This is a genomic window from Ruegeria lacuscaerulensis, from assembly GCF_013034745.1.
GTDB lineage: Bacteria > Pseudomonadota > Alphaproteobacteria > Rhodobacterales > Rhodobacteraceae > Ruegeria > Ruegeria lacuscaerulensis_B.
On sequence record NZ_WQGP01000005.1, the window covers coordinates 293,842 to 318,569 of the forward strand.

Here is a 24,728-nt window from a genome sequence, read left to right on the forward strand (position 1 = left end):
TTTTAGCATTATTGACAAATTATTCAGAAACAGAGGACAGGTAGTGCGTGAGCAGTGACAATGAATATAACACCCCGCGACCCCGGCGGGTGACTGCCCAGATTGTGGCCGAAGCGGCAGGTGTATCGCGGTCGTCTGTGTCACGCGCGTTCACACCTGGCGCCTATCTGGATGCAGATAAGCGGAAAAAGATACATGAGGTCGCGGCGCAGATGGGGTATCAGCCCAATGCGCTGGCGGCAGGGCTGAAAGATGGCCGCTCGCATCTTGTCGCTGTTTTTGTCGGAAATATGCGCAGCGCTTATGACACCGAGTTCGTAATGGCTTTGGTTGGGCAATTGAACGCGCTGAACAAATGGCCGATCCTGATCGACGGCGGCGATCAGTCTGCGGAAAAGGCAATTCAGCAAGTCTTGCGCTACCCGTTGGACGCGTTGATCCTGCGTGGTGGAAGTATGCAGGCCGAAGTCGTCACGCAATGCAGCAAGATCGGGGTTCCAATGATTTCCGCTGGGCGCGTCGTCGAGGCCCAGGGTGTTGACAATGTTTGTTGTCGAAACGCCGAGGGCACCCGGATTGCCACTCGGGTTCTGATCGAAAAGGGAAGAAAGAAATTCGGCTATATCGGTGGCCCCGAGGCTTTCTCCTCTTCTAGCGGTCGCCGGGCTGGGGTACTGGACAGTTTGGCTGAGGCTGGGCTTTCGCTGGTTGCCGAAACCGACGGCGACTTCACTGTCGACGCCGGCCACAGGGCGGCCACCCGCCTGCTGACCACGCATTCACTGGATGCATTGATTTGTGCCAATGATGCAACCGCGATTGGGGCTTTGACAGCGGCCCGAGACTTGGGAGTATCAGTTCCAGAAACCCTGTCAGTTGTGGGGTTCGATGATATTGAGATGGCTGGCTGGCCAACATTCGATCTGTCAACGGTTTGCAACCCGATCGACGAAGCTGTCGAGCCCGTCATCCAACTTTTGGAGAAACGGCTGAAGAACCCTTTGAAAGCCAGCGAAACAATTCTGATTAAACCTCACTTCGTGCCCCGCGGCACGCATTGAGATTTTCAGTAATCGGCCACCAGCAGGAAATCGGGCGCGGCATCTTCCTCGATCGTGGCAAAGCGCGGAATTGGCTCCTCGAACACATTGTCGGTTCGGTCATCGTTGACGGTTGAGACTTCGCCTATCAGGCAATCGCCTTTCTCCGCCCAAAAGGCATGCCAGATACCCGGCATCAATGTCACGCTTTCACCGGGCTTCAGGCGCAACAGTTCACCGGGTTGGATCGTGACCGGGCAGTTGTCGCTTGGCACAATGACCGGGTTGTCGCGGTCGATGCCGCCATCCGTGTCCGAGGCATAGATCTCCATCACCAGATCACCGCCGCCCCGGTTGATGATGTCTTCGGCCTTCACGATATGGCGGTGCATGGGTGAGAGTTGTTTGTCTCGCGAGACCAGCAGTTTTTCCGCATAAAGCATACCGCGCCCTTTGCTCAGGTCAGTGACATCGCCGTTGCGCAGTGTAAACAAGAACAATCCAAGCTCATCAAATCGGCCCTGACCGTAATCGGTGATATCCCAGCCCAATCCCCGCGCGCGAATGCCATCGGCCCGAGCGCTGCGCATCTGTTCAGGCGACCATGTTGCGAAAGGAGGCAGAACCGCACCAAAGGAATGAATGAACGCCTCGGCTGCGGATTTGATCTCGTTGATTTCGGAACGTTTCATCGGTTTGGCCTTCGTGGTCAGAGTTCGTGTGCCCAGGGCGGATTCGCCCCGGCGCGGGATACGGTGACGGCGGCAACCTCGGCCCCTTTGCTTAGAGCGGATCGTATGGCACTGACGTCCACCGAGCGTAGACCGGATTTGGTCAACAAGCCGTCCGCGTCAAGCTGGGCCAGAACGCCCGCATTGAACGTGTCGCCCGCTCCGACTGTGTCGACCACCTGCACCTGTTTGACCGACACCGAGGTCTCGGACCCGTCGTTTAGATAGGCCGAGGCGCCCTCGCTGCCCTTGGTAATAATGACAACAGACGGTCCGGCTTCCAGCAGGGCAGGGACTTTCTCGGTCAGGGATTCAGGTCCGGGGACGATCCAATTCAAGTCTTCGTCAGATACTTTTACGATGTCGGCCTGTTCGATCATGCGGTTCAGGCGGGTGCGGTACCGGGTCTCATCCGCGATAAAGCCGGGGCGGATATTGGGGTCGAGCATCACAGCGCACGCGTCGGCATGTTGGTCCAACAAGGCCGCATACGCATCCGCACAAGGTTCGCAGGCCAGGCTGATACCACCGAAATAGAGCGCTGTGGTGCCGGGCAACTGCGCGGGCATATCCTCGGGCCGCAGCATCCGCCCGGCCGAGTTTTCATCTAGAAAGCTGTAGCTGGCCTGTCCGTCCTTCAACTGCACAAAGGCCAGTGTCGATGGACGGTCCGAGCGGATGACATGAGTCTGATCCACGTGGCTGTCGGTCAGCGCGTCGGACAGTTGTGCCCCGAACATGTCGCTGGACAAGCCAGTTAGCATCCCAACCGACGCGCCCAGACGACCAAGCGCTATGGCGGTGTTGAAGATCGCTCCGCCTGAATGGGGGACAAAGCCCTGTGCCCCGTCGGTGGTTGGGGTGGGGATCATGTCGATCAGCGCTTCACCGCAGCACAGGATCATGCCGGGACCTTTCCAGTTTGGCCGCGTCAGGCCATCCGACGCGCGAGCGCACTTTTGCAGAAATTGTTAGCGCCAACAATGCCAAATTCATCCTGTTCCGAGACATAGAGGTTCATCGACCGGCGTAGCTCACTGAACCGACCCCCGGCGTTGAAAGCGTCGCGGAAGGCGTCCTTGAACAGCCAACGGTTCTTTTCGGCCACGCCGCCCACCAGAAAAACACCGCCCGCTGGCATCATGGTCACAGCCATATCGCCCATGACAGCCCCCAGATGAGTGGTGAACATATGGGCCGCGCGTACCGCATGAGGGTCGGTTTGGGCCAGCGCGTCTTGCAGGATATCCTTTGCGGGACGGGTTTCCGCGTTGGTTTGACCGGCTGCGAGTTGGATGGCTTGGTAGAGGATGGGCAGGCCGGTGCCGCTCAGGAACATCTCGGCCTCAAGGGTCAGCGAGTCGTCAAAGAAACACTCGGTCGCGACCTCGCGGGCGGCGCGAAATACTTCAACCTCGTCAGCGTGGCGCGGGGACAGGCCTACATGGCCGCCTTCGCCAGATGCCGTATGGTAGTGCCCCTCGGAATAGAGCAGCGACCCAACCCCAAGCCCGGTGCCCGGCCCAACGACCAAGCGAGTGCCGACCGGCGGGGTTTCCGCACCTTGCAAAACCTCGACGTCACCGGCCCTGATTTCAGCCACAGACCACGCGGCTGCGGTGAAGTCATTGATCACAAAAGTATGTTGCGCGCCGGTCGCGCGTCCGATGTCGTCCTCGGACAAATCAAGCTGCGCGTTGGTCAGTCGGATCGTACCATCCCGCACAGGGCCCGCCCCAGCGGCGACAACCGCGCGGGGGTCGGTGCCAACCTCGTCGCGCAGGCTGTGAAACGCCTCAAGCAGTTGCGGCAGCTGTCCCGTTGGGTATTTGCGCAGATCGGTTAGTCTCCCGTTTGAGATAACCCCCAAACGGGTGTTGGTCCCGCCGATATCGGCCACCAGATTCCAGTGTTCATGCATGGCTCCGGCGGGTTGTGCTAAGGGGACAGAGACTTGTGCACCGGCGAGGGCAGTTTTCACCGCCTCAAAGGACGCTTTGGGCGTCCGCCCCATCGTGTCGAAATCCACATCAACCAGACCAAAGCGCTTCTCGTAGCCAAGGGCCCATTCGTAGTTGTCCAGCAGCGACCAGATAAAATAGCCTTTGACGGGCACATCCTGATCCAACGCGTCTTTCACAGCGGCCCAATGCTGGTTGAGGTAGTCGATCCGGTCCTCATCTTGCTGGCGCTCAGAGCTGGCCATGCCATTTTCGGTCACATAGATCGGCAGATCGCCGGTATATTCACGAGCGGCCCGGGTCAGGAAACGTGTCAGGGCGGAAGGCTCAATTTCCCACCCCATTTGCGTTTTGGGCAGGGGGCCAGGGACCTCTTGCAGGCTGGGCCAGGCGGTGTCGGCGGGCGCGATCAGTTTGCGGGTGTAGTAGTTCAGCCCGCACCAGTCCACGGGCGCGCCGATCGTGTCGAAATCATCCTGCCAGCCAGCGGGTAGATAGGGTTCCAACCCGTCCAGAACATTTTGCGGATAGGCTTTGTTGAATACGCCGCCCAGAAAGAACCGGTTGTAGATACCGTCATACAAGTCAGCGGCTTTGCGCGCCTCGGCGCTGTCATCGGCGGGTTCGGCCCATTCCAGATTGAACACCGCTCCCAAGTTGGACATGCCCAGACCACGCATCGCCTCGATCGCGCGGCCATGCGCCAGCAGAACATGATGCATCGCGCGAGCCGTCGCGCGGATATCGCGCAAGCCCGGGGCGTGGTGACCGTCGAAGTGGCTCAGCCAGCTTACGCACCAGGGTTCGTTGATGGGGGCAACACTGAACATTCGGTCGCCGATGCGGCCCATAATGACCTCAGTGAAGTCGGCGAACCACCCAGCGATATCCCGATTTCGCCAGCCGCCCAGATCCGCTAGCGGCGAGGGCAGTTCCCAATGATAGAGCGTCGCACAGGGGCGAATGCCGCGTTCCAGCAGAGCATCGGCTAGTCGGTCGTAATAGTCTAACCCGGCTTGGTTCACGGCCCCACGTCCTTCGGGCAGAACCCGGGCCCAGCTGGTTGAAAAGCGATAGCAATCAAAACCGGCTTCGCGCACCAGATCAAAGTCCTGATCGAAACGGTTGAGGTGATCGCAGGCGAGGTCTCCGTTTTCGCCCCGCACCACATTGCCGGGCGTGTTCGCAAACGTGTCCCAATGGGTCTGACCTGCGCCACCCTGCGCGTGGCCTTCGATCTGATAGGCAGAGGTTGCGACACCAAAGAGGAAGTCTTTGGGGAAATCAGTACGGGTATATTTCATGTTCAGAACCTGTCAGGAGCGGGGCCGGTCGAGCCGCCAACTACCAGTTCGGCCTCCAGCAATCTAGTTTTAACCGGGTCGTCCGGTGATTTGATCCGGTCGATCAGCATTTCGGCGGCGATTTCCCCAGCCTGCCGGACCGAGGATCGCGTTGCTGTAAAGATAGGCACGTCCTGCCCATTCTTGAGATAGGACAGGTCGTCATCATGCGCGATGACGGACACATCGCGACCCATTTTCAGCCCAGCCTCATTCAAAGCGCGCCGCACCCCGATGGCAGAAATCATTGACGAGACCAATATGGCCGTCGGGGGGGTGTCCAGCTGCAGCATGTCGCGGGCTTCGTGATGGCCGTAAACCTCGGTCATCTCGGCGCTGCGCATTAGGGCGGGTTCGGGCGTCAGATCAGCTTCTTGCAGTGCCTGCAGATATCCTTCGCGGCGACGTTGGGCGAAGTCCATATCCTCTAGCCCATTGATCAGAGAGATACGTTTATGTCCCAGATCAACCAGAAAACGGGTCGCCCTCAGGAATGAGCTTTTGTTGTTAACGTCGACCCAGTCATAAGGCACCTCGATCCCGGTCGAGCGGCCATGGACGATGAACGGAACCGCCATGCGGGTCAAAACCTCGATCCGGTGTTCGTTGACCTTGGGGCCTTGCAGAACGACCCCGTCGACAGCGCCACGTTGGAAGAGGTCCCGATAGGTTCGTTCGATCGAGGTATCGTCGGCATTGGTGAACATCATGTCATAGCCATGCGCGCCATAGGTTCGAGCGGCCCCGGCGACAAAATCCCCGAAGATCGGGTTGACCATTTCATGTTGCGAGGAACTGGGGATCACGTGCCCGATCACCATAGAACGCCCCGTGGCCAGTCCCTTAGCGCGGCTGTTCGGGCGATAGCCGTGTTTGGTCGCCGCAGCCTGAACCCGCTCTCGCGTGGCCTCGTTCACCTCGGGGTATCCGTTCAGCGCGCGACTGACCGTTGTTTGCGAAAGACCGAGGATTTCTGAGAGCTGCTTTAGGTTCATTTCGCTTCAAAGCGCCTTCAAATTGGTGGCAAAACTGTTGTGAGTGGGTTTTCCTATTGGGTCAACCTGTTTCTACTCACCGTGTGTTTTATTAATTTTTAGGCGAATTTCAAACCTAATATTGACAGAACTTGAATGTTAGCGGATAAAACCCGTCATTCAAAGCGCTTTGAAAACTGAGTCTCATGGGCGCAACAGAGTTGGGAGGAGAATTCATGAAACACTCGCTTTACGCAGGCGCGGCAACGTTCGCCCTGATGGCGGGCGCGGCGCATGCCGACAAGGTCACGGTGTTTGGCCCCTGGTTGGGACCGGATCAGGAAAATGTCGAAAAGGTGCTGGACGGCTTTGCTGCCGCGACCGGGCATGAGTACGCCTATGTCGGCTCGGATAGTTTCGAACAGCAGATCCGCATCGACGCGGAAGCAGGATCTGCCCCTAACGTTGCGGTGTTCCCGCAGCCCGGTCTGGCGGCGGATATGGCCAAATCCGGCTTTCTGACGCCTTTGGCAGATGGCACATCCGATTGGATTCGCGACAATTACGCTGCGGGTCAATCCTGGGTCGATCTGGGGACTTACGCAGGTCCGGACGGCGCAGACAATCTTTACGGATTTTTCTACAAGGTCGATGTGAAATCGCTGGTCTGGTATGTTCCCGAGAACTTCGAAGACGCCGGGTACGAAGTGCCGACCACGATGGAAGAACTCAAAGCTCTGACGGACCAGATCGTGGCGGACGGCGAGACGCCTTGGTGTATCGGTCTGGGGTCTGGCGGAGCGACCGGCTGGCCCGCGACCGACTGGGTCGAGGACATGATGCTGCGCACACAATCGCCCGCGGATTATGACGCATGGGTCGCAAATGAGATGAAGTTCAATGACCCAAAGGTCATCGCGGCCATCGAAGAATTCGGAGCTTTCGCCCGCAATGACGACTATGTCGCTGGTGGGGCAGGGGCCGTAGCCACAACCGATTTCCGCGACAGTCCCAAAGGCATGTTCAGCTCTCCGCCGCAATGCTATCTGCACCGGCAGGCCTCGTTCATTCCGGCATTCTTCCCGGAAGGTACGGTCGTGGGAGAAGACGTGGATTTCTTCTACTTCCCCGCTTATGAAAGCAAGGACTTGGGCAGTCCAGTTCTGGGTGCGGGCACGCTTTGGGCGATCACCAATGACAGCCCCGGCGCGCATGCTTTGATCGAGTATCTGCAGGCCCCCGAAGCGCACGAGACCTGGATGCAGCTAACCGGATTCCTGACACCCCATAAGGGCGTTGATACCTCGCTGTTCTCGGACCCGACGTTGAAGAAGATGAACGACATCCTTCTGGGAGCAACCACTTTCCGGTTTGACGGGTCTGACCTGATGCCCGGCGGTGTCGGCGCAGGGACGTTCTGGACCGGCATGGTCGACTATGCGGGCGGGGCCTCGGCGGAAGAGGTTGCCAACGAAATCCAATCCTCCTGGGACGCGCTGGACTGAGCGTTCCTGATCGGGCAACCCGCCAGTTCGGGTTGCCTGCCACCGTCGCAAGGGAGACGCGGCATGCATCCGGCATTACAGGGCCTGCTGACCATCGCCATCGGCGTGTCAGGGTGTGTGGGCTATTTCTACCTCTCCAACCAATTTCTGGACAAAGTGCTGTTCCCGGCGCGCGGCCCGAATGCAGGGCGCAATATCAACCGCGCCAACATGATCCGTCCGTGGTTGTTTCTGTTCCCGGCGTTGGCGGCGTTGGGTCTGTATCTGGCCTATCCGGTGGTCGAAACGCTGCGCTTGTCTCTTACGGATCGGGTACCCGGTGGGGGCTATGAATGGGTGGGCCTGGAAAACTACATCCAGATGGCGAATGAGCCCAAATTCTGGGAAGCCATGCGCAACAACATGTTCTGGTTAATCATCGTGCCGGCGATGTCCACCGCTTTGGGTCTTTTGGTTGCGCAACTGACCGACCGCATTCGTTGGGGCAATATCGCCAAGTCGCTGATCTTCATGCCGATGGCGATTTCTTTTGTGGGTGCATCGGTGATCTGGAAGCTGGTCTATGACACTCGCCCGGCCGAACAGGATCAGATCGGGATGCTGAACGCGCTTTATATCTTCTTTGGCGGGACCGAGCCGCAAACTTGGCTGACCATCCCGTTCTGGAACAGTTTCTTCCTGATGGTCGTGCTGATTTGGATTCAGACCGGCTTTGCCATGGTGATCCTGTCCGCGGCCTTGCGTGGCATCCCCGAGGAAACCGTCGAGGCCGCCATTCTGGACGGCGCCAACCCGTTCCAGATTTTCTTCCGCATCAAGGTGCCGCAGATCAAGACCACAATTCTAGTCGTATGGACCACGATCACGATCACCGTGCTCAAGGTCTTTGACATCGTCTTTGCCATGACCAACGGCCAGTGGGAGACACAGGTTCTGGCCAACTACATGTATGACAAGCTGTTCCGCGCCAATGACTGGGGTGTGGGGTCGGCTTCAGCCATGGTGATTATGCTGCTGGTAACACCGATCTTGATCTGGAACGTGCGCAACGCGCGCAAAGAGATGGAGTGAGGCGATGAGCGATATTGCAGGAACCAAACCGGCGCTGCGCTGGGTCGTCCATGCCTCGGTCATATTTCTGGTCGTGCTTTGGGTGGTGCCAACACTGGGGCTGTTGATCTCGTCTTTTCGCACGGCCGATCAAATTGCCACAAGCGGCTGGTGGAAATCTCTCTTCCCGTCCGAACAGAATCTGACTTTGCGGTCTGCAGCGCCGGACACACAGGTACTGGAAAACGGGGTTTACGTGATCGAAGGCAACCTGTTTGACGCGGGCACAACGGCTACGATCTCTCAATGGGGAGTCAGCTCTCGGGCCGTGGATGCGTTTGTTCCGGGTGATACTGCTGAGCTGCGTCGGGGGGGTACGATTACCGTGGACGCGCAAGGCAACTACCGGATGGAGAATTCGGAAGAATTTACCGGCAGCCGCGGCGCGCGTGTGTTCGTGACCGCAGAATTGCCGCCCGAGTTCACGTTGGCCAATTACCACAAGGTTTTGTTGGCCGAAGATTCCTCTGACAGCATGGGGCGGGCGTTCTTCAATACTCTGACTGTGACCATCCCTGCGACAATCATTCCGATCTTGGTGGCCGCCTTTGCGGCCTACGCATTGGCGTGGATGGATTTCCCCGGCCGCGCCCTGCTGATTGCTGCCGTAGTTGGATTGTTGGTGGTACCGTTACAACTGGCGCTGATCCCACTTTTGAAATTCCACCTCAATATCGGGATCGGGAAAGGCTATCTTGGGGTTTGGATGGCCCATACCGGCTTCGGGATGCCGCTGGCAATCTACCTGCTGCGCAACTACATGGCTGGCCTTCCCCGAGACCTGATCGAAAACGCGCGGGTTGACGGAGCGACCGAGTTCCAGATCTTCACCAAACTGATCCTGCCGCTAAGTTTCCCGGCGCTGGCCTCTTTTGCGATCTTCCAGTTCCTGTGGACTTGGAATGATCTGCTGGTTGCCAAGGTCTTTTTGATCGACGCGTCTGGTCAGACCACCGTCATGACCAACCAGATTGTCGAACTGCTGGGCACGCGGGGCGGCAACTGGGAAATTCTGGCCACGGCGGCGTTCGTATCGATCGCCGTACCGCTGATCGTTTTCTTCGCAATGCAAAAATATCTGGTCCGGGGCTTGCTGGCCGGATCCGTCAAATAGAGGCTTCTGATGAACGTGCAGAACACTGTGGACACAACCAAGGTAACCCAAGCAGCGTCCGATTGGTGGCGCGGCGGTGTGATCTATCAGATCTATCCCCGCAGCTTTCAGGACAGCAACGGCGACGGAATTGGCGACCTGAAAGGGATTACTCAGCGTCTGGGCTATATCGCCTCGCTTGGGGTCGATGCGATCTGGATATCGCCGTTCTTCAAGTCTCCGATGAAGGACTTCGGATATGATGTCAGCGACTACCGCGATGTCGACCCGATGTTCGGAACGATGGCGGATTTCAAAGAGCTTCTGGATCAGGCGCATGGGCTTGGGCTGAAAGTGATGATCGACCTTGTGCTGTCGCATACCTCGGATCAGCACCCGTGGTTTAGCGAGAGCAGGTCCAACCGCGAAAACGAAAAGTCCGATTGGTATGTCTGGGCGGACCCGAAACCGGACGGAACGCCGCCAAACAACTGGTTGTCGATCTTCGGAGGCTCGGCCTGGCAGTGGGATTCGCGCCGGTTGCAGTATTATCTGCACAACTTCCTGACTTCGCAGCCCGACTTGAATTTTCATTGCCCGGCGGTTCAGGACGCCTTGCTGGATGTGGCCCGATTCTGGTTGGATTTGGGTGTCGACGGATTCCGGCTGGATACGATCAACTTCTACTTCCATGACAAGCAGCTGCGCGACAACCCCGGCCTGCCGATGGAGCAGCGCAACGCCTCAATCGCGCCCATGGTGAACCCGTATAACCATCAAGATCACCTTTTCTCCAAGAGCCAGCCTGAGAATATCGCCTTCCTCGAACGGTTGCGTGCGTTGACCGACGAATACGAAGGCCGCGCCTGTCTGGGTGAGGTCGGCGACGCGCAGCGCGGGCTTGAGATCATGGGCGAATACACAACCGGCGATAAGCGGATGCACATGTGCTATGCTTTCGAGTTTCTGGAAAAACGCGCGCTAACGGCGACTTATGCCAAACAGGTTTTCGATCAGTTAGAGGACAAGGCCGGTGATGCGTGGCCTTGCTGGGCCTTCTCGAACCATGACGTATCGCGACACGCGACGCGTTGGGGATTAAGCGACGAGGCCGTTCGACAGCATGCGGTTCTGATGATGTGCCTTCGCGGCTCTGCCTGCCTTTATCAGGGTGAGGAACTGGGTCTGCCCGAGGCCGATGTGGCGTTCGAAGATCTGCAAGATCCCTACGGCATCGAATTCTGGCCCGAATTCAAAGGACGCGACGGGTGCCGCACACCGATGGTCTGGGCCGCGCAGGACGAGCAATCGGGTTTTAGTGCTGGCCGACCGTGGCTGCCAGTCAGCCCGCTGCAAGCCGAACGCGCCGTCGACAGGTTGGAACAGGACCCCAATTCAATGCTGCATCACTATCGCCGCGCGATTGCGCTGCGACATGCGAATCCGGCACTGATGTCCGGGGAGCAGATGCAGATGGCCCAGACCGGCCCTGTTCTGACCTTCCTACGGGACGCCCCGACTGAACAGGTGTTCTGTGCCTTCAATTTGGGCTCGGATCCGACCCAAATCACTCTGCCGGAGGGGAACTGGTATGTAATCGGGGAGGAGTTGGGCAGCGTCGACGGGGAAGGGGCATTGTCCCTCGACGCTGCGCAATTCTGTCTGCTGGCGCGGGACAAGGGGTAGGTTATGTCTGAACTCAAACTCACGGACGTGGCCAAGACATATGGTCATGTAGATGTTCTGAAGAACATCAATCTGGACATTGACCGGGGCGAGCTGATCGTGTTCGTCGGTCCTTCGGGCTGCGGTAAATCCACCTTGCTACGTATGATTGCAGGGTTGGAGAAGATCTCGGGCGGAACGCTTGAGATCGAAGGGCAGGTGATGAACGATGTGCCCCCGGCGCAGCGCGGCATTGCGATGGTGTTCCAAAGCTATGCGCTTTATCCCCACATGACCGTGCGCGAGAATATGGCCTTTGCTCTCAAGATCGCAAAGATGCCTGCGGCGGATGTGGATGCCGCTGTCGAACGCGCCGCGCGTATCCTTCAGCTTGAACCATTTCTGGATCGGCTCCCCAAGGCACTTTCGGGCGGACAACGTCAGCGGGTTGCCATTGGGCGGGCCATTGTCCGCGATCCCAAGGTCTATCTGTTCGACGAACCGCTCTCGAATCTCGACGCCGCCCTGCGAGTTGCCACCCGGATCGAAATCGCGCGCCTGAAAGAGGCGATGCCTGACAGCACCATGATCTACGTGACCCATGATCAGGTCGAGGCGATGACTTTGGCCAGTCGCATCGTGGTGCTTGCCAATAAGGGGATCGCGCAAGTTGGGACTCCACTGGAATTGTACGAGACGCCGGATAACGAATTTGTCGCGCAATTCATCGGCTCGCCCTCGATGAACCTGCTGCCTGGTATCATCACACAAACGGGCGAAACGACAGTTGTCACGCTAGAGGCCGGTGGAACGATCACGAGCGCTATCGCGACCCAGGCGGAGGACATGGGCAAACAAGTGAATGTCGGCATCCGGCCAGAAGATTTTGTTCCAGCTGACGCGGACGCGGCCTTTCAAGGGGTGGTGGACTTCACCGAGGCACTAGGCGAAGTCACACTGCTGTACTTTGAAAACCGCACCGGGGCTGAATCTGTGATTGCCAAGTTGCAAGGTATCCAGCGCAATATGCGGGGACAAACTGTTGGTGTCTCAGCCCGTCCTGAAAAGGTGCATTTGTTTCACGACGGAAAATCTATGCGCGGCAGGTCCTGACTTTTCTGCGAATTGGTGAAGTCCAATTTAATCATCAGCGTTGATCATTTCGATTGTACCTGTCGGCCACGCCGCCAGGTAATCCAACGTGCCTTAATCGGATAATGGAACGTGTTTTTTAGCTTGTGAACGCACTGGTTGGTTAAATCTTCCGACCCGTCGACCAGCGGTGTTACGCGGTCGCAAAGGCGTCAAGTCAATTCAAACTGGACTTATGGAAACTGCCAACTGTCACTTTTGGACTGACAGCTGGATCGCAAAGGTCTAACCTGTATCCACAAAAACAAAAAAACGGATTTACAACGGGAGATCTAACAATGACTAAACTAACAAACCTGTCCAGGCGGACGGTGCTGAAAAGCGCAGGTGCCGCGGCTCTGGCGGCCCCTCTTTACAGCAAAAGCGCACTGGCCTCTTCAGGTGAGATCAACATTCTGATGTGGTCGGATTATCTGCCACCCAGTTTCCTGCAAGAGTTTGAAACTCTGACCGGAATCAAGGTCAACTATACCGGCATCGGGTCGAACGAAGAGATCATCAACAAGATGAAGGCGACCAAGGGCCAGGGCTTTGACATCGTCTCGCCCACCAACAACCGGTCGTTGCAGTGGGAACCTCTGGAGCTGTTGCAGCCCTTCGACATGAACAAGGTGCCGATTGATCTGGTGAACCCGGCGATGGCCGCAATTGGCACAGATGCGTGGAACTTTGGCGATGCGGGCGTGCACTGGCTGCCGCATATCTGGGGCACCGAGGGCATTGCCTATCGCACCGATCTATGGCTGCCCGAGGGCGATGCGCCGTCTTATGGCGATGTTTGGTCCGAGGAGAACGCGGGCAAAACCATGGGCCGCGCGCATTCGATGATGCTGGGCGCAGGTCTTTACATGGAACGTTCGGGGGAGATGGAGCCGGGCTCGGTCTGGGCCGCTTATGGTGACGAAGACACCATGCGCAAGGTTTGGGGTCAGATCACCGACTGGTGCATCGAACGCAAGAACCGGATCAAACTGATCTGGAACGACGCGGATACTCAGAAAAACGGCCTGCTGAACGAAGGTGTTGTTGTCGGCCAGACCTGGGATGGTCCGCCGCTAGCGCTGAAATCGGCCGGCGAGCCGGTGCACTACCAAGCTCCTGTCGAAGGTGCGATGGCCTGGGTTGACGGTATGTCGATTCCGACCGGTGCGGCAAATATCGACCAGATCTACGCCTTCATCGACTTCGCTTATCAGGCGAAGCCGGCTGGTGTGGCGATTGATAGCCATGGCTATAACTCGCCGGTTCTGGGTGCCGATCAATACTCGGGCGACACCTATAAGAAGAACTTTGCCGAGGCCTATCCGGGCGACTCGCTGGCCAACCTCAACCCGTGGCCGGCCGAAGCACCGTGGTACGCTGAAACCCGGACCGAATTCGTCAACAAGTTCAAAAGCGCCTGATCGCTTTGAAACGACGCCCTCCGCGATGTCGCGGGGGGCCATCCATCCGTGCGCTTTGGCGTGACGGACCCTATATCGGTGTGGTCCCCATCCGCACCAGACGGAGATACCTAAAATGAGTGCAGGGGTCGGTGTAGATCTGGAAAACCTGTGGATTCGGTTCGGCGATTTCGTCGCCGTGCGGGATGCCAATGTGAACATCAACGGGGGCGATTTCTTTTCGTTCCTTGGCCCTTCGGGCTGTGGCAAGACCACGATCCTGCGTGCGGTTTCGGGCTTTCTGGACCCCAGCGAGGGTAAGGTTCTGATCGGCGGCAACGACATGCGCGGGATTGGACCGAACAAACGCCCTACAGCTCTGATCTTCCAGAACCTCGCGCTGTTTCCACTGATGAAAGTGTGGGAGAACATCACCTTTTCCATGGAGATCAAGGGCGCCAGCGCCAAGGAACGCCGCAAGCGCGCCGATGAGCTTTTGGACATGATCGCGCTGCCGGGGCAGGGCGACAAACTGCCCAGCGAACTGTCGGGTGGTCAGCGCCAGCGGGTCGCCATTGCCCGTGCGCTCTGCGCCGAACCCGATGTGCTGTTGTTGGATGAGCCCCTGTCGGCACTGGACCTGAAGCTGCGCCAGCATATGCGCACCGAGCTGCGCGAGATTCAGCAGCGTGTTGGCATCACCTTCATCTACATCACCCACGACCAGGGCGAGGCGTTGACCATGTCCGACAACATCGCCGTGATGCGTGCGGGCGTGATCGACCAGATCGCCGATGGCAAGACCATCTACAATGATCCCAACACAGCCTTCGCGGCCTCATTCGTTGGGGAAAACAATGTGTTCCGGGGCAAGATCAAGCAGGTCATGGGCAATGAGGCGATGATCGCGACCAATCGCTCTGGTGATCTAGTGGCGCGAATTTCCACCGCCAACCAAGGCAAGTTGAAAGAGGGGGATGACGCCATGATGTTCATCCGCCCCGAAGCGTTTGCCATCGCCCCCGATGGGGCGACGGGCGACCATTTCGTCACCGCCCGCGTTAACCACGAGGAATTCGAGGGGAACGTCTTCAACATCTTCACTGAGGGTGAGGGCGGGAAGGAGATCAAGGTCTCGATCCCGAACCATGGTCAATCCTTCCAGGATCACACCGGACAGAACATCACGCTGGAATATGAGGCGCAGAATGCGGTTCTGGTTCCGGCCGGTGAGCTGGCCGCGGAATAGGGGGAACTGAAATGCCCCGCTTCCTGAAAGAGTTCTTTAACCGCAACGGTACCGGTATGGGGCTAGCGATTCTAGGTCTGGTGATCTTCTGGACCATCGGCCTGATCATCCTGCCGCAGCTGTCGATGCTGGATTTCTCATTCCGGCCTAACCTGCCTCCGCCTGAGATTGGCGGGCCCAAGGATGTCTACACGCTGGAGAATTACAAATATCTGATCTACGGCCCCGAAGGCGGCAGTCAGGATTACAACGCGGTCGATCTGCGCGTGTTCTTCCGCACTCTGGTTGCGGCGGTCTGCGTAACGATCTTCAACCTAATCCTCTGCTACCCAATCGCTTACTATCTGGGCCAGTCCAAGGGCAGTCATATTCGCATCTTTGCGATCATGCTGATCATCCCTTACTGGATCAACGAAATCCTGCGCGCCTTTGCCTTGCGCATCATCTTCGGTGAGACAGGCGTGCTGAATACCCTGTTCGTCGGCCTTGGCGTCTTTGACACGCCGTTCGACTTCATCCGCAACGACATCGCGCTCTATGCAGGGCTTGGCTACGCCTACATCCTGCTGATGATTTTCCCGATGTATAACGTGATTGAAAGCCTCGACGGCAACCAGATCGAGGCCGCACGGGATCTGGGTGCCCCGTGGTGGCGGATTCACTGGCGGGTTGTAATCCCCTATGCCAAGCCGGGGATCAGTTCGGGCTGTACGATGGTGTTCATGCTGTCGGCAGGTGCGCTGGCTGCGCCGCAAATTCTGGGCGGGCCGTCCAGCTTGTGGTTCACGCAGCTGATCTATCAGCAATTCAACGATAACAATGACTGGCCGCAGGGTGCCGCTTACGCGATCGTGCTGTTGGTGACCTGTATCCTGTTTGTGTTGGCCGTAATGCGCCTGTTCAAGGTGAATATGGGGGATATCGGCAAATGAACCTGTCCTTCCTTCGTGTAAGTATCTGGGTCTATCTGGCAATCTTCTTCCTGTATCTGTTGGGCCCGCTGGTGATCATGTCGGTCACGGCCTTCAACTCGTCTGCCTTCCCGCGGATGACCCCGTGGGAATGCCTGACCTTCCAGTGGTTCGGAGAGCTGTTTCAGGATCAGCGCATCCTGAACGGCATCAAGAACTCGCTGATCATCGGGGCCGGTACGGTGGTTCTGTCGGTGGCGATGGGGCTGGCGGGGGCGCTGATGCTGACCCAGATCTGGCCCAAGCTGCGCGCAACCTATTACACAATCATCATCGCGCCTATCCTGATCCCCGGGGTTGTTCTGGGGATTTCAACCCTGGTGTTCTGGGACCGGATCAACCGGATGCTGGGGCTGGGCGCGGATAGTGTCCTGTCGAACGGCATTTTCCTGACGGTGATTGGCCAGTCCACCTTTATCGCCAGCTATTGCATGTTGGTTCTGGTGGCGCGGCTGCAGCGGTATGACGTGGCCTTGACCGAGGCCGCACTGGACCTTGGCGCGACCCATGCGCAGGCGTTCCGCAAAATCCTGCTGCCGTTTATGCGGCCCGCGATTGCAAGCGCCGCAGTGCTGGCGTTCCTCGCGTCGTTCGAAAACTACAACACGACCACCTTCACCTTCGGCGAATACCCGACACTGACCATCGAACTGGCACAGAAAGTACGCTATGGCATAACGCCGTCGATCTCGGCCCTGGCCTTTATCATCGTGGCTCTGACGGTGTTTTTTGCCCTGCTGAACGAGGCGAAGTTGAAGCGACAGGAACTGGTCGCCGCCGCGCGCAAGAATGCCACGGTCGAAGAACTGGCGGGCAAGATCAAACTGCCCAGTTTCTTTGCAGGCAATGCCGCCGCCATGCTCGTGGTTATCTTCGCGGCCGCTACGATCACAGTTGTGGGCACGGCAACCGCCTACAGCCCGGACCAATGCATCGCCAACGTGAAAGAGCAAAAGCAGCTTGAAGCCGACCAGCGTATCCAAGAGCTGCGTAAGCAGCGCGAAGAACGCCGCAAACAGCGCGAAGTTGACGAGGCAGAACAAGGCGAGACGCAATCCGCTCCGAAACCGTCGAACAATAGCGGGTTTGGCAATGTCTTCGCGCCAAATGCTTTGAGTGGTGACGAAGATGAATCCAACGCCGAGCCGCAACCTTCGACCAATGGCGGGTTCGGCGGAGCGTTTGACCCCAACAGTCTGAAAACGGACGAATAGCGCAATCTGCGCCCGCCGGGATTATCCCTCGGCGGGCGCGCCTTTTTCCAGAACAAGCGCATCACAGGCATCAATCACATGCCCGTTCCACGTGACCGGCGCGGCGTTGTAGTTGATCAGGAATGTATGTTCGCCTGTCTCACGACGTCTGAGGCCGCTCAACATGGGATACACACTCAACCCCGTATGCTGAGCGGCCATCCGAACGACACGATCCCAAAGAGTGTCGTCCGGGAAACTGGCCAGGTACCACATGAATTCGGTGCCCGTCAGTGCTGGCGTTCCGTCTTCATGGGTCAACAGTGTTGGGGCGGTCCCAGACAAACGCTCGACCCAGTGACAGGCAGCTCCTCCGCCTGAGACATCGCGTTTGGACGTGGGTGGCAGGGTTTCGACCAGGTCAACATGGCTGTCCACACCGACCAGGCCCGGTCGACCAGCCTGAGGAATCTGAAAATCGCGGGTAATCGCCCCGCTGCGCGGTCCCAGAATGGCCAGATCACAGCCGTTTGAAATACTCCGCTCCAAGTCCTTATCGATCGTGGCCAGACCAGGTGCCAGTATGATTTTGTAGCCATCCGCCGGAATGCTGGCGGTCGACAGGAAGTCCACCGACAAGCCCGCCCGTCGCAACGCGCGATAGGTCGAGAAGACCAGCCGGAAATAGTCAAACCCGGCCCCCTGCGGTTGCGTCGCCCACGCCCAGTCCGAGGCGTAGTCGAACAGAATGGCGACATCCGTCTTGCGCTGCGTCACAGAACCGATTTGGGCAAGGGTATCCGCTGTTTCTCGCGCCTCGGCCAAGGCTGGGGCAGGGCGATTATTTGGTGTCAGTAGCCCTGCATGCATCTGTTCTTGCGCGAAGGGTGCTTGCCGCCAGCGGAAATAGCTCACCACCTCGGCCCCGTGGGCAACAGCCTCAAGTGACCAGAGGCGCACCATACCCGGCAGAGGTGCCGGGTTGTAGGGCGCCCAGTTCACCGGACCCGGTTGCTGCTCTATCACCCACCAGCGACCCCGCCCCACGGCGCGGTAGAGGTCGTGGTGGAACGCCTGCATGTCAGGATCGCCCTGTTGCAAAAAGGCGGCTTTATGCGCCTCTTCCACCTCAAGCCGGTCAGACAAGAAGCCGATCGGATAGCTGTCCCACGTCGCGATATCCAGGTCAGCGCCGACCTTGAAATGGTCGAATTCCAATACTCGGCCCATGTAGTTGTGCAGCAGCGGCGCGTCGGTCAGCTTGCGCAGCACATCCACTTGCGCCTTGTTGAACACCACCACCTGATCCGAGCTAAACCGGCGAAAGGCCAGAACATGGGCGGGGTTGGGTTCAGTCACAGTCAGGTTGGGCAGGTCAATCTGGTCGAACCCATCATATTCCATCGACCAAAACACATTGCCCCAGGCCGCATTCAAAGCGTCAATCGAGCTGTATTGACCCTCAAGCCAGTTCTGAAACGCGGCAAGGGCGACCGGGCTATAGCTGATGGTGGTATCGTGGCAGCCATATTCATTGTCGATCTGCCACGCTGCAATGTGGGGGTTCCTTCCATATCGCTGCCCCATGATCTGCGTGATCCGGGCGCATTCCTCAATATAGCCCTGATGGCTAAAGCAGTAATGCCGGCGCGATCCGAATTTGCGTGGGTTCCCGTCCGCGTCAACTGCCAGCATGTCCGGGTATTTCTCAAGCATCCAGCGCGGTGGCGTTGCGGTTGGTGTCCCCAGAACCACTTTCAAACCCGCCGCGCCCAAAGTGTCGATGGCCCGGTCAAGCCAGTCGAATTGCAGATCACCCGGAGTTGGTTCCATCCGGCTCCAAGCGAATTCGCCGATGCGCACCCAGGACAGGCCGTTTTCGACCATGCGTGCGGCATCTTCGGCCCATATCACTTCTGGCCAATGTTCAGGATAATAGCAGACGCCAAGTTCCGGTTTCATAGGATAACTCTGTATTCTGGCTGACCTTTTCCCGCGCTGTGTGCCGCAAAGGTCATGCCGTTTGAAGGCTGTTTTGCAAGGATATCCGCATCCAGCCCCTGCCGGGCCGAAGTACAGAACAAGGTTGTCAGATCGGCCCCGCCAAAGCAGGGACATGAAGTATGTGCCGCATCAAATTCCACCGACTGCAGGAACTGACCGTCCGGCGCATGGGCTGCAACGCGATTTGCACCCCATTGGGCAATCCAAATGTTGCCTTGGGCATCCACCACTGCACCATCAGGGTTCAGATCATCTGCGCGCAAATCAAGAAAGACGGTGCTGTCGCCCTCGGGCCAGCCATCCGATGAATTCAAAGTCCAGCGCATCACCTGCTGGGTCGCTGTATCGCTGAAATAGGCGCAGGATCGGTCGGGCGCGAAACAGATCGCGTTCGAGATCGTGACGTCAGGCACCAAACGGCGCAGTTCCCCGCGCCAAAACCGATAAATCGCGCCTGCTCCACGCTCAGCATTTTTCCCCATCGTTCCGATCCAGAACCCGCCCCACGGATCAGCCCGGCCATCATTCGAGCGTGTGACAGAGTTTTCTGCCTCAAGCGCAGTGATCAGCGTCTTTTCGCGGCTTTCAAGATTGAAGTGCCACAACCCGGTTTCAGACGCGATCAGCAGCGTCTCAGTGTCGATCCACCCGGCGGCCGAGACATGTTCGTCGAACTGCCATTCAACGGGCGCGCTATCGACCTGCGTCATCAAACGTTTGCCAAGAATGTCGAACCAGAAAAGCTGCTTCCGTTGGGGATGCCACAGCGGCCCCTCGCCCAATGCGCAAGGGCGGTCGTCAAAGACGGTGCTCATCCGGCGGCCTCGTTGTAGGCCGCGACGATTCCGCGTGCACGTTCCGAGATCTCGGCTACTGAAAAGCCGGGCTTGAAAAGGGCCGATCCAATGCCGAAACCGTCCGCCCCCGCATTGATCCACACATCGAAATTATCGGGCCCAGCACCACCAACGGCGTAGACCTTTGCCCCTTCCGGCAATACTGGGCGCATAGCGGCCAATCCGGTCGGTCCCGCCATCACACCGGGAAACAACTTGAGCCCCGTTGCGCCTGCTTTGAGGGCGGCAAACGCCTCGGTTGGGGTGTAGACGCCGGGCCAGCTTTGCATGTTCAGCGCGACCGTGCGCTGGATGACATCCGTGTCGCAATTGGGCGAAACGATCAGCTTGCCGCCAACCTTGGCCACGGCATCCACTTGTTCCACGGTCAACACCGTGCCCGCACCAATCAACGCCGTGTCACCAAATTTTTCGGCCAGTATGCCGATGCTTTTCAACGGCTCGGGCGAGTTCAGCGGCACTTCGATCTGGTCGATACCGGCATCAATCAGAGCCTGGCCAACATCGGCCGCTTCGGTCGGGTGAAGACCTCTGAGGATTGCAATAATGGGACGGCTCATGCGGTCTGCCTCGTCAGGTTTCGGGCCTGATGCAGACCCGCCAGAGTGGTGTTCGTACTATCGGCGATTTCAAAAAAAGCGCCTTGCTGTTTCAGGGCGTGACCATAGACATCCGACAGCCCCTCAGCCCCGATGATCGCGATCTGCTGACCTAGCCAATAGGGTCGCGTGGCAGCAAGTTCTGCCCCGATTAGAAATCCTGACAGACGGGCGCGGGCAACAGAAGCATCCTCCCCATTCAGCAAATCAGCTGCGCGCAGTCCAAACAGGCGCGCCGCCATCTGTTCAGGTTTGGACAAAGCATCTGCCGCGGCTTCAGCAAAAGCCGCATCGTCCCATCCTTCTCCGACCGAGTGACGCAGCACCGAATGCCCGCTGAGAAGGCTGAACATCTCACCGGTCATGAAGGTGCGAAAGCTGACCACTTCGCCCGCGCTGACTTGCACCCACTTAGTATGGGTCCCCGGCAAGCAGATCACGCCGTCCCAATTCTTGTATCCTGCCAGATAGCCTGCGATCTGAGTTTCCTCACCCCGCATGACGTCTGGCGGGTTGGCCTGTTTCAAACCGGGCACCACAAAAGCGCGGAAGCGCGGGTCCGTGCCCGGCACCCTGATCGGAGCGCGTGGCACTGGCGCTGAAGGCACAGCAGAGTAAGGGGCCTCGACCCAGCCCTGACGCGCGCCTACCATACCACAGGCGATGACATCGACCGGCTCGGCACCAAGCCAATCCTCGATCAATTCCAGCAATGCATCCTGAAACGCGCCCCGGGTCAGACTTCCCATACCCTTATCCGAGTCCGCCTGATCCAGAACATGGCTGCCCTGCATCGCCCAAACTCGTAAATGAGATGTTCCCCAATCTGCTGCGATCCATTCGATACTCATGGTCTCATCCCGTCACCACGACACCGCCATCGACCGCCATGCACTGACCAGTCATCGCTCGGCTGGCCTGCGAGGCCAGAAAAAGCGTAGGCGCAATCATGTCTTCTGGGGTCAGATGTTCCTTCAGGCATTGCCGGTGCAGATGCGAGGCCAGATCTTCGGGCGTGGCCCACATGTCCAGTTGTTTCTGCGTCAGCACCCAGCCGGGGGCCAGCGCGTTGACACGGATATTCCTGGGGCCAAGTTCACGTGCTAATGAGCGGGTCATGCCGGTTATCCCTGCATTCGAAGTGGTGTAGACCGGATAGCCGGCATTGCCCATCATGTAACTGATCGAACTGAAATTGATGATCGCGCCGCCTTCAGTCATCTGACGTGCGGCTTCCTGTGAGGCAAAGAAATACGCCTTGAGGTTCACCTCGATCATCCAATCCCAGAATTCGGGCGTTGTTTCTTCGAGTGAGTGGCGCTTGTCATTGGCTGCGTTGTTGACCAACACGTTGAGCGGTCCGTGCGCCTCGGCCGCTTTGGTCATCGTGGCGCGTAGCAGTTCGGTATCCGTCATATCCCCTTGCAGGAACAGCGGCGCACGACCGTGTTTTTCGCGCATCTCTTCAACAAAAGCACTGGCATCAGACCGGCCGATGAACGCGACATTGGCCCCCTGCGCCATGAACCCGTCGGTTAGCGCAGCGCCAACGCCTGAGCCTCCACCGGTGATATAAACCGAGGCACCGTTTAGGTCGTGGAATGTGGCGGGTTGGCTCATCAGCGGCTCTTTCTGCTTACGGGGCGCGTAGTTTGGCCCGTTTGGAAAAATAATTTGTCGGGCCTCTCACGCGGCCCTGGCAGGCTGACACCAATCGGGCAGCCATTCGGAATGCGCGGTCAGGAGTTCGGTGACCAGATTGCGAATTTGCCGCAAGTCCAGTTCCGCAGCTGTATGCGGGTCCATCATCGCGGCGTGATAGATATATTCAGGGTTTTGGTCGACAAGCGCACGCACGGTCAACTCCTGCACATTGATCTGGCTGCGCATCAGCGCGATCAGTTGCGGAGGGATATCTGTCACGACCGAGGGCTGTACCCCGTTACTATCCACCAGACAGGGCGTTTCAACCGCCGCGCCCAAAGGCAATTGCGGGATTTGGCCGGTGTTGGGCAAGTTGCCATAAGCCACATAAGGCGTGTCGGTTACGATAGCATTCATCAGATCGGCCGCAAATTCGTGGCTGCGCGTCACTGCGATGTCGCGCCCATCCGTCAGGGTCTTTGCCTGTTCTTTCCAACTGACGATTTGTTCCTCGCAGCGGGTGGGATATTCATCCAGCGGAATCGAAAACTGCTCGATCAGGTCCTCACGACCGTCCTTGATGAACCATGGAACATACTCGGCCAGATGCTCGGAACTCTCGGTGCAAAAATAGCCAAGGTGGTCCATCACCTCGTACCGCACTTTGTTGGGACAGCGGGGCATCAACAAAGGCGGCTTCGGGAACCGCCCACCGGCATAGCCCTGACGCAGCGCGGGATAAAGATCGTGTCCTTCATGCTCCAACCGCAGGAAAAAGGCGACGTGGTTTACGCCCGCTACTTTGTAGCGAATATCGCTTTTTGGAAGGTCCAGATCATGGGCCAGTTCTTCGACGGTGTTCTGGACCGAGTGACACAGCCCGACATGTTTGAGCGTCGGGAAACGTTCGGCCAGAGCCCAGGTGTTGATCGCCATGGGGTTGACGTATTGCAACATCGTTGCATTTGGACAAAGCTGCAGCATTTCATGCGCGATATCCCAAAGAACCGGAACCGTGCGCAGGCCCCGCATGATGCCGCCGACGCCCAATGTATCGGCGATGGTCTGGCGCAGCCCGTATTGCTTGGGGATATCGAAATCCGTGACCGTGCAGGGTTTGTAGCCCCCCACCTGAAACGCTGTTACCACGAAATCCGCCCCATCAAGCGCCGTGCGGCGGTCTGTATGGGTCGTGACGGTTGCGCCGGTCCCGACCGAGCGGATCATGGCGCGGGCAACGATTTCACTTTCTGCCAAGCGGTTCGCGTCGATATCCATCAACGCAAAATGGCTGTCTGCAAGCGCAGGGGTCAGCAGGGCATCGCCGACGATATTCTGCATGAAGATCGTGGAGCCCGCTCCGACGAAGGCAATCTTTGTCATTTTGCAAACCTTTGGTTTGACGTTATTTTACGGCACCGAGGGTCAGACCCGCGATGAAGTGTTTCTGCATCAGGAAGAACATCGCCACGGGCGGCAGTGCCGCGACGATGGAACCGGCGCTCATCAGTTGATAAGCGGCGCGGAATTGGGCGTTAAAGCTGGTGATCCCGGCGGTAACAGGCTGGCTTTCAGCCCCTTGGGTCAACACCACCGCCCAGAAATAGTCGTTCCAGATGAAGGTGAAGATCAGCACGCTCAACGCAGCGATGGCCGGCTTCATCAGCGGCAGAACGACGTACCAAAAGATACGCACCTCGCTAATACCTTCTACCCGCGCGGCCTCGATCAGCTCAAACGGAAGCGCCCGGATGAAGTTGCGCATGAAGAGGGTGCAGAACCCAGTCTGGAAGGCAATGTGAAACAACACCAGCCCGGTTTTGGTGTTGTAGAGGCCCAATTCCAGCGTGAGATCGCGCACCGGCACCATCAGGATTTGGAAAGGCACGAAGTTGCCGGCCACGAAGAGGAAGAAAATCCACAGGTTCGACCTGAACTTGTAGATACCAAGGGCAAATCCAGTCATGCAGCTGAGCGCAACGGCACCAATCACAGTAGGAATGGTGATTAGGAACGAGTTCAACAGATATCGCGGCATGTCCGAGTTGAAGAACACCTGCCCATAGTTGAATGCTCCTTCAAAACTGGACGGCATACCCCAGTAGTTGGCGTTGGTGAAATCCGCCGCGGGTTTGACCGAGAACAGCGCCACCGCCAGCAATGGTCCCAACCACAGCAGCAGGGCAACGGGTAGCATGGCCTGATAGGTGATCCGCGCCGCGCGGGGCTGTTTTTCGATAGGTTTGGGAAACATC

The 24,728-nt window shown here is 58.0% G+C and carries 21 protein-coding genes and 1 pseudogene; 10 read left to right on the plus strand and 12 right to left on the minus strand.

All coding sequences use genetic code 11. The annotated features are described in order from the left end of the window. Positions 1–47: 47 nt before the first annotated feature. Positions 48–1,061, plus strand: a complete 1,014-nt coding sequence (locus tag GOV79_RS12295; protein ID WP_170789990.1) for a LacI family DNA-binding transcriptional regulator — start codon at positions 48–50, stop codon at positions 1,059–1,061. Positions 1,062–1,066: 5 nt separating this feature from the next. On the opposite strand, the gene GOV79_RS12300 is transcribed toward GOV79_RS12295, so the two are convergent. From GOV79_RS12300 to GOV79_RS12315, 5 genes and pseudogenes are all read right to left on the minus strand, one after another. Next, positions 1,067–1,732: a D-lyxose/D-mannose family sugar isomerase gene (locus GOV79_RS12300; protein ID WP_170789991.1), complete on the minus strand. Its 666-nt coding sequence runs from the start codon at positions 1,730–1,732 to the stop codon at positions 1,067–1,069. Positions 1,733–1,749: 17 nt separating this feature from the next. Beyond that, entirely contained in the window at positions 1,750–2,676 is a 927-nt protein-coding gene (locus tag GOV79_RS12305; RefSeq protein WP_170789992.1) for a carbohydrate kinase family protein, read from the minus strand. Between the two features lie 26 nt (positions 2,677–2,702). After that, complete coding sequence (locus GOV79_RS22360) at positions 2,703–3,692, minus strand: glucokinase (RefSeq protein WP_237218022.1); 990 nt, start codon at positions 3,690–3,692, stop codon at positions 2,703–2,705. A gap of 42 nt (positions 3,693–3,734) precedes the next feature. Further along, positions 3,735–5,036: pseudogene (locus tag GOV79_RS22365) on the minus strand (GH1 family beta-glucosidase); the annotation flags it as partial. A gap of 2 nt (positions 5,037–5,038) precedes the next feature. Continuing rightward, complete coding sequence (locus tag GOV79_RS12315) at positions 5,039–6,070, minus strand: LacI family DNA-binding transcriptional regulator (RefSeq protein WP_170789994.1); 1,032 nt, start codon at positions 6,068–6,070, stop codon at positions 5,039–5,041. Between the two features lie 215 nt (positions 6,071–6,285). On the opposite strand from GOV79_RS12315, the gene GOV79_RS12320 reads away from it, so the two are divergent. The 9 genes from GOV79_RS12320 to GOV79_RS12360 all read left to right on the plus strand — a co-directional run bounded on the left by GOV79_RS12320 (position 6,286) and on the right by GOV79_RS12360 (position 17,390). Then, positions 6,286–7,554 (plus strand): ABC transporter substrate-binding protein, encoded by a 1,269-nt coding sequence (locus tag GOV79_RS12320; RefSeq protein ID WP_170789995.1) that lies wholly within the window; start codon positions 6,286–6,288, stop codon positions 7,552–7,554. 63 nt (positions 7,555–7,617) lie between these two features. Further along, positions 7,618–8,625 (plus strand): carbohydrate ABC transporter permease, encoded by a 1,008-nt coding sequence (locus GOV79_RS12325; protein WP_170754134.1) that lies wholly within the window; start codon positions 7,618–7,620, stop codon positions 8,623–8,625. A 4-nt stretch (positions 8,626–8,629) separates the two neighbouring features. Beyond that, a complete protein-coding gene (locus GOV79_RS12330; RefSeq protein ID WP_170789996.1) occupies positions 8,630–9,778 on the plus strand; it encodes a carbohydrate ABC transporter permease in 1,149 nt (382 codons plus the stop codon). A 9-nt stretch (positions 9,779–9,787) separates the two neighbouring features. After that, positions 9,788–11,443, plus strand: a complete 1,656-nt coding sequence (locus GOV79_RS12335; RefSeq protein WP_170789997.1) for an alpha-amylase family glycosyl hydrolase — start codon at positions 9,788–9,790, stop codon at positions 11,441–11,443. A 3-nt stretch (positions 11,444–11,446) separates the two neighbouring features. Continuing rightward, positions 11,447–12,535, plus strand: a complete 1,089-nt coding sequence (locus GOV79_RS12340) for an ABC transporter ATP-binding protein (protein ID WP_170789998.1) — start codon at positions 11,447–11,449, stop codon at positions 12,533–12,535. Between the two features lie 317 nt (positions 12,536–12,852). Then, on the plus strand, positions 12,853–13,977 hold the full coding sequence (locus tag GOV79_RS12345; RefSeq protein WP_170773495.1) for an extracellular solute-binding protein: 1,125 nt from the start codon (positions 12,853–12,855) through the stop codon (positions 13,975–13,977). 115 nt (positions 13,978–14,092) lie between these two features. After that, the gene (locus GOV79_RS12350; RefSeq protein WP_170785917.1) at positions 14,093–15,205 is read left to right on the plus strand and encodes an ABC transporter ATP-binding protein; all 1,113 of its coding nucleotides are present in this window, start codon (positions 14,093–14,095) and stop codon (positions 15,203–15,205) included. A gap of 11 nt (positions 15,206–15,216) precedes the next feature. Then, positions 15,217–16,137 (plus strand): ABC transporter permease, encoded by a 921-nt coding sequence (locus GOV79_RS12355; protein WP_170773497.1) that lies wholly within the window; start codon positions 15,217–15,219, stop codon positions 16,135–16,137. Beyond that, the gene (locus GOV79_RS12360; RefSeq protein ID WP_170789999.1) at positions 16,134–17,390 is read left to right on the plus strand and encodes an ABC transporter permease; all 1,257 of its coding nucleotides are present in this window, start codon (positions 16,134–16,136) and stop codon (positions 17,388–17,390) included. The genes GOV79_RS12355 and GOV79_RS12360 overlap by 4 nt, the downstream gene beginning before the upstream one ends. A gap of 21 nt (positions 17,391–17,411) precedes the next feature. Here GOV79_RS12360 and GOV79_RS12365 read toward each other — a convergent pair whose 3' ends face one another. From GOV79_RS12365 to GOV79_RS12395, 7 genes are all read right to left on the minus strand, one after another. Next, on the minus strand, positions 17,412–19,331 hold the full coding sequence (locus GOV79_RS12365) for a beta-galactosidase (RefSeq protein ID WP_170790000.1): 1,920 nt from the start codon (positions 19,329–19,331) through the stop codon (positions 17,412–17,414). Then, on the minus strand, positions 19,328–20,188 hold the full coding sequence (locus GOV79_RS12370) for an SMP-30/gluconolactonase/LRE family protein (protein WP_170790001.1): 861 nt from the start codon (positions 20,186–20,188) through the stop codon (positions 19,328–19,330). The genes GOV79_RS12365 and GOV79_RS12370 overlap by 4 nt, the downstream gene beginning before the upstream one ends. Further along, on the minus strand, positions 20,185–20,790 hold the full coding sequence (locus GOV79_RS12375) for a 2-dehydro-3-deoxy-6-phosphogalactonate aldolase (protein WP_170785923.1): 606 nt from the start codon (positions 20,788–20,790) through the stop codon (positions 20,185–20,187). The genes GOV79_RS12370 and GOV79_RS12375 overlap by 4 nt, the downstream gene beginning before the upstream one ends. Further along, on the minus strand, positions 20,787–21,680 hold the full coding sequence (locus GOV79_RS12380) for a 2-dehydro-3-deoxygalactonokinase (protein ID WP_170790002.1): 894 nt from the start codon (positions 21,678–21,680) through the stop codon (positions 20,787–20,789). Before GOV79_RS12380 ends, GOV79_RS12375 begins: the two co-directional genes overlap by 4 nt. A gap of 4 nt (positions 21,681–21,684) precedes the next feature. Beyond that, positions 21,685–22,449, minus strand: coding sequence for an SDR family NAD(P)-dependent oxidoreductase (locus tag GOV79_RS12385; RefSeq protein ID WP_170790003.1), 765 nt, complete (start codon positions 22,447–22,449; stop codon positions 21,685–21,687). Between the two features lie 66 nt (positions 22,450–22,515). Continuing rightward, on the minus strand, positions 22,516–23,856 hold the full coding sequence (gene melA, locus GOV79_RS12390; RefSeq protein WP_170790004.1) for an alpha-glucosidase/alpha-galactosidase: 1,341 nt from the start codon (positions 23,854–23,856) through the stop codon (positions 22,516–22,518). Between the two features lie 22 nt (positions 23,857–23,878). Then, positions 23,879–24,727 carry a carbohydrate ABC transporter permease gene (locus GOV79_RS12395; RefSeq protein ID WP_170790005.1) on the minus strand — a complete coding sequence of 283 codons (849 nt, stop codon included), beginning with the start codon at positions 24,725–24,727 and terminating at the stop codon, positions 23,879–23,881. Position 24,728 lies beyond the last annotated feature (1 nt).

Coding starts and splice junctions, on each gene's coding strand:
- GOV79_RS12300 (WP_170789991.1), bottom strand. CDS start 1,732: ATGAAACGTTCCGAAATCAACGAGATCAAATCCGCAGCCGAGGCGTTC.
- GOV79_RS12305 (WP_170789992.1), bottom strand. CDS start 2,676: ATGATCCTGTGCTGCGGTGAAGCGCTGATCGACATGATCCCCACCCCA.
- GOV79_RS22360 (WP_237218022.1), bottom strand. CDS start 3,692: ATGCATGAACACTGGAATCTGGTGGCCGATATCGGCGGGACCAACACC.
- GOV79_RS12315 (WP_170789994.1), bottom strand. CDS start 6,070: ATGAACCTAAAGCAGCTCTCAGAAATCCTCGGTCTTTCGCAAACAACG.
- GOV79_RS12320 (WP_170789995.1), top strand. CDS start 6,286: ATGAAACACTCGCTTTACGCAGGCGCGGCAACGTTCGCCCTGATGGCG.
- GOV79_RS12325 (WP_170754134.1), top strand. CDS start 7,618: ATGCATCCGGCATTACAGGGCCTGCTGACCATCGCCATCGGCGTGTCA.
- GOV79_RS12330 (WP_170789996.1), top strand. CDS start 8,630: ATGAGCGATATTGCAGGAACCAAACCGGCGCTGCGCTGGGTCGTCCAT.
- GOV79_RS12335 (WP_170789997.1), top strand. CDS start 9,788: ATGAACGTGCAGAACACTGTGGACACAACCAAGGTAACCCAAGCAGCG.
- GOV79_RS12340 (WP_170789998.1), top strand. CDS start 11,447: ATGTCTGAACTCAAACTCACGGACGTGGCCAAGACATATGGTCATGTA.
- GOV79_RS12345 (WP_170773495.1), top strand. CDS start 12,853: ATGACTAAACTAACAAACCTGTCCAGGCGGACGGTGCTGAAAAGCGCA.
- GOV79_RS12350 (WP_170785917.1), top strand. CDS start 14,093: ATGAGTGCAGGGGTCGGTGTAGATCTGGAAAACCTGTGGATTCGGTTC.
- GOV79_RS12355 (WP_170773497.1), top strand. CDS start 15,217: ATGCCCCGCTTCCTGAAAGAGTTCTTTAACCGCAACGGTACCGGTATG.
- GOV79_RS12360 (WP_170789999.1), top strand. CDS start 16,134: ATGAACCTGTCCTTCCTTCGTGTAAGTATCTGGGTCTATCTGGCAATC.
- GOV79_RS12365 (WP_170790000.1), bottom strand. CDS start 19,331: ATGAAACCGGAACTTGGCGTCTGCTATTATCCTGAACATTGGCCAGAA.
- GOV79_RS12370 (WP_170790001.1), bottom strand. CDS start 20,188: ATGAGCACCGTCTTTGACGACCGCCCTTGCGCATTGGGCGAGGGGCCG.
- GOV79_RS12375 (WP_170785923.1), bottom strand. CDS start 20,790: ATGAGCCGTCCCATTATTGCAATCCTCAGAGGTCTTCACCCGACCGAA.
- GOV79_RS12380 (WP_170790002.1), bottom strand. CDS start 21,680: ATGAGTATCGAATGGATCGCAGCAGATTGGGGAACATCTCATTTACGA.
- GOV79_RS12385 (WP_170790003.1), bottom strand. CDS start 22,449: ATGAGCCAACCCGCCACATTCCACGACCTAAACGGTGCCTCGGTTTAT.
- melA (WP_170790004.1), bottom strand. CDS start 23,856: ATGACAAAGATTGCCTTCGTCGGAGCGGGCTCCACGATCTTCATGCAG.
- GOV79_RS12395 (WP_170790005.1), bottom strand. CDS start 24,727: ATGTTTCCCAAACCTATCGAAAAACAGCCCCGCGCGGCGCGGATCACC.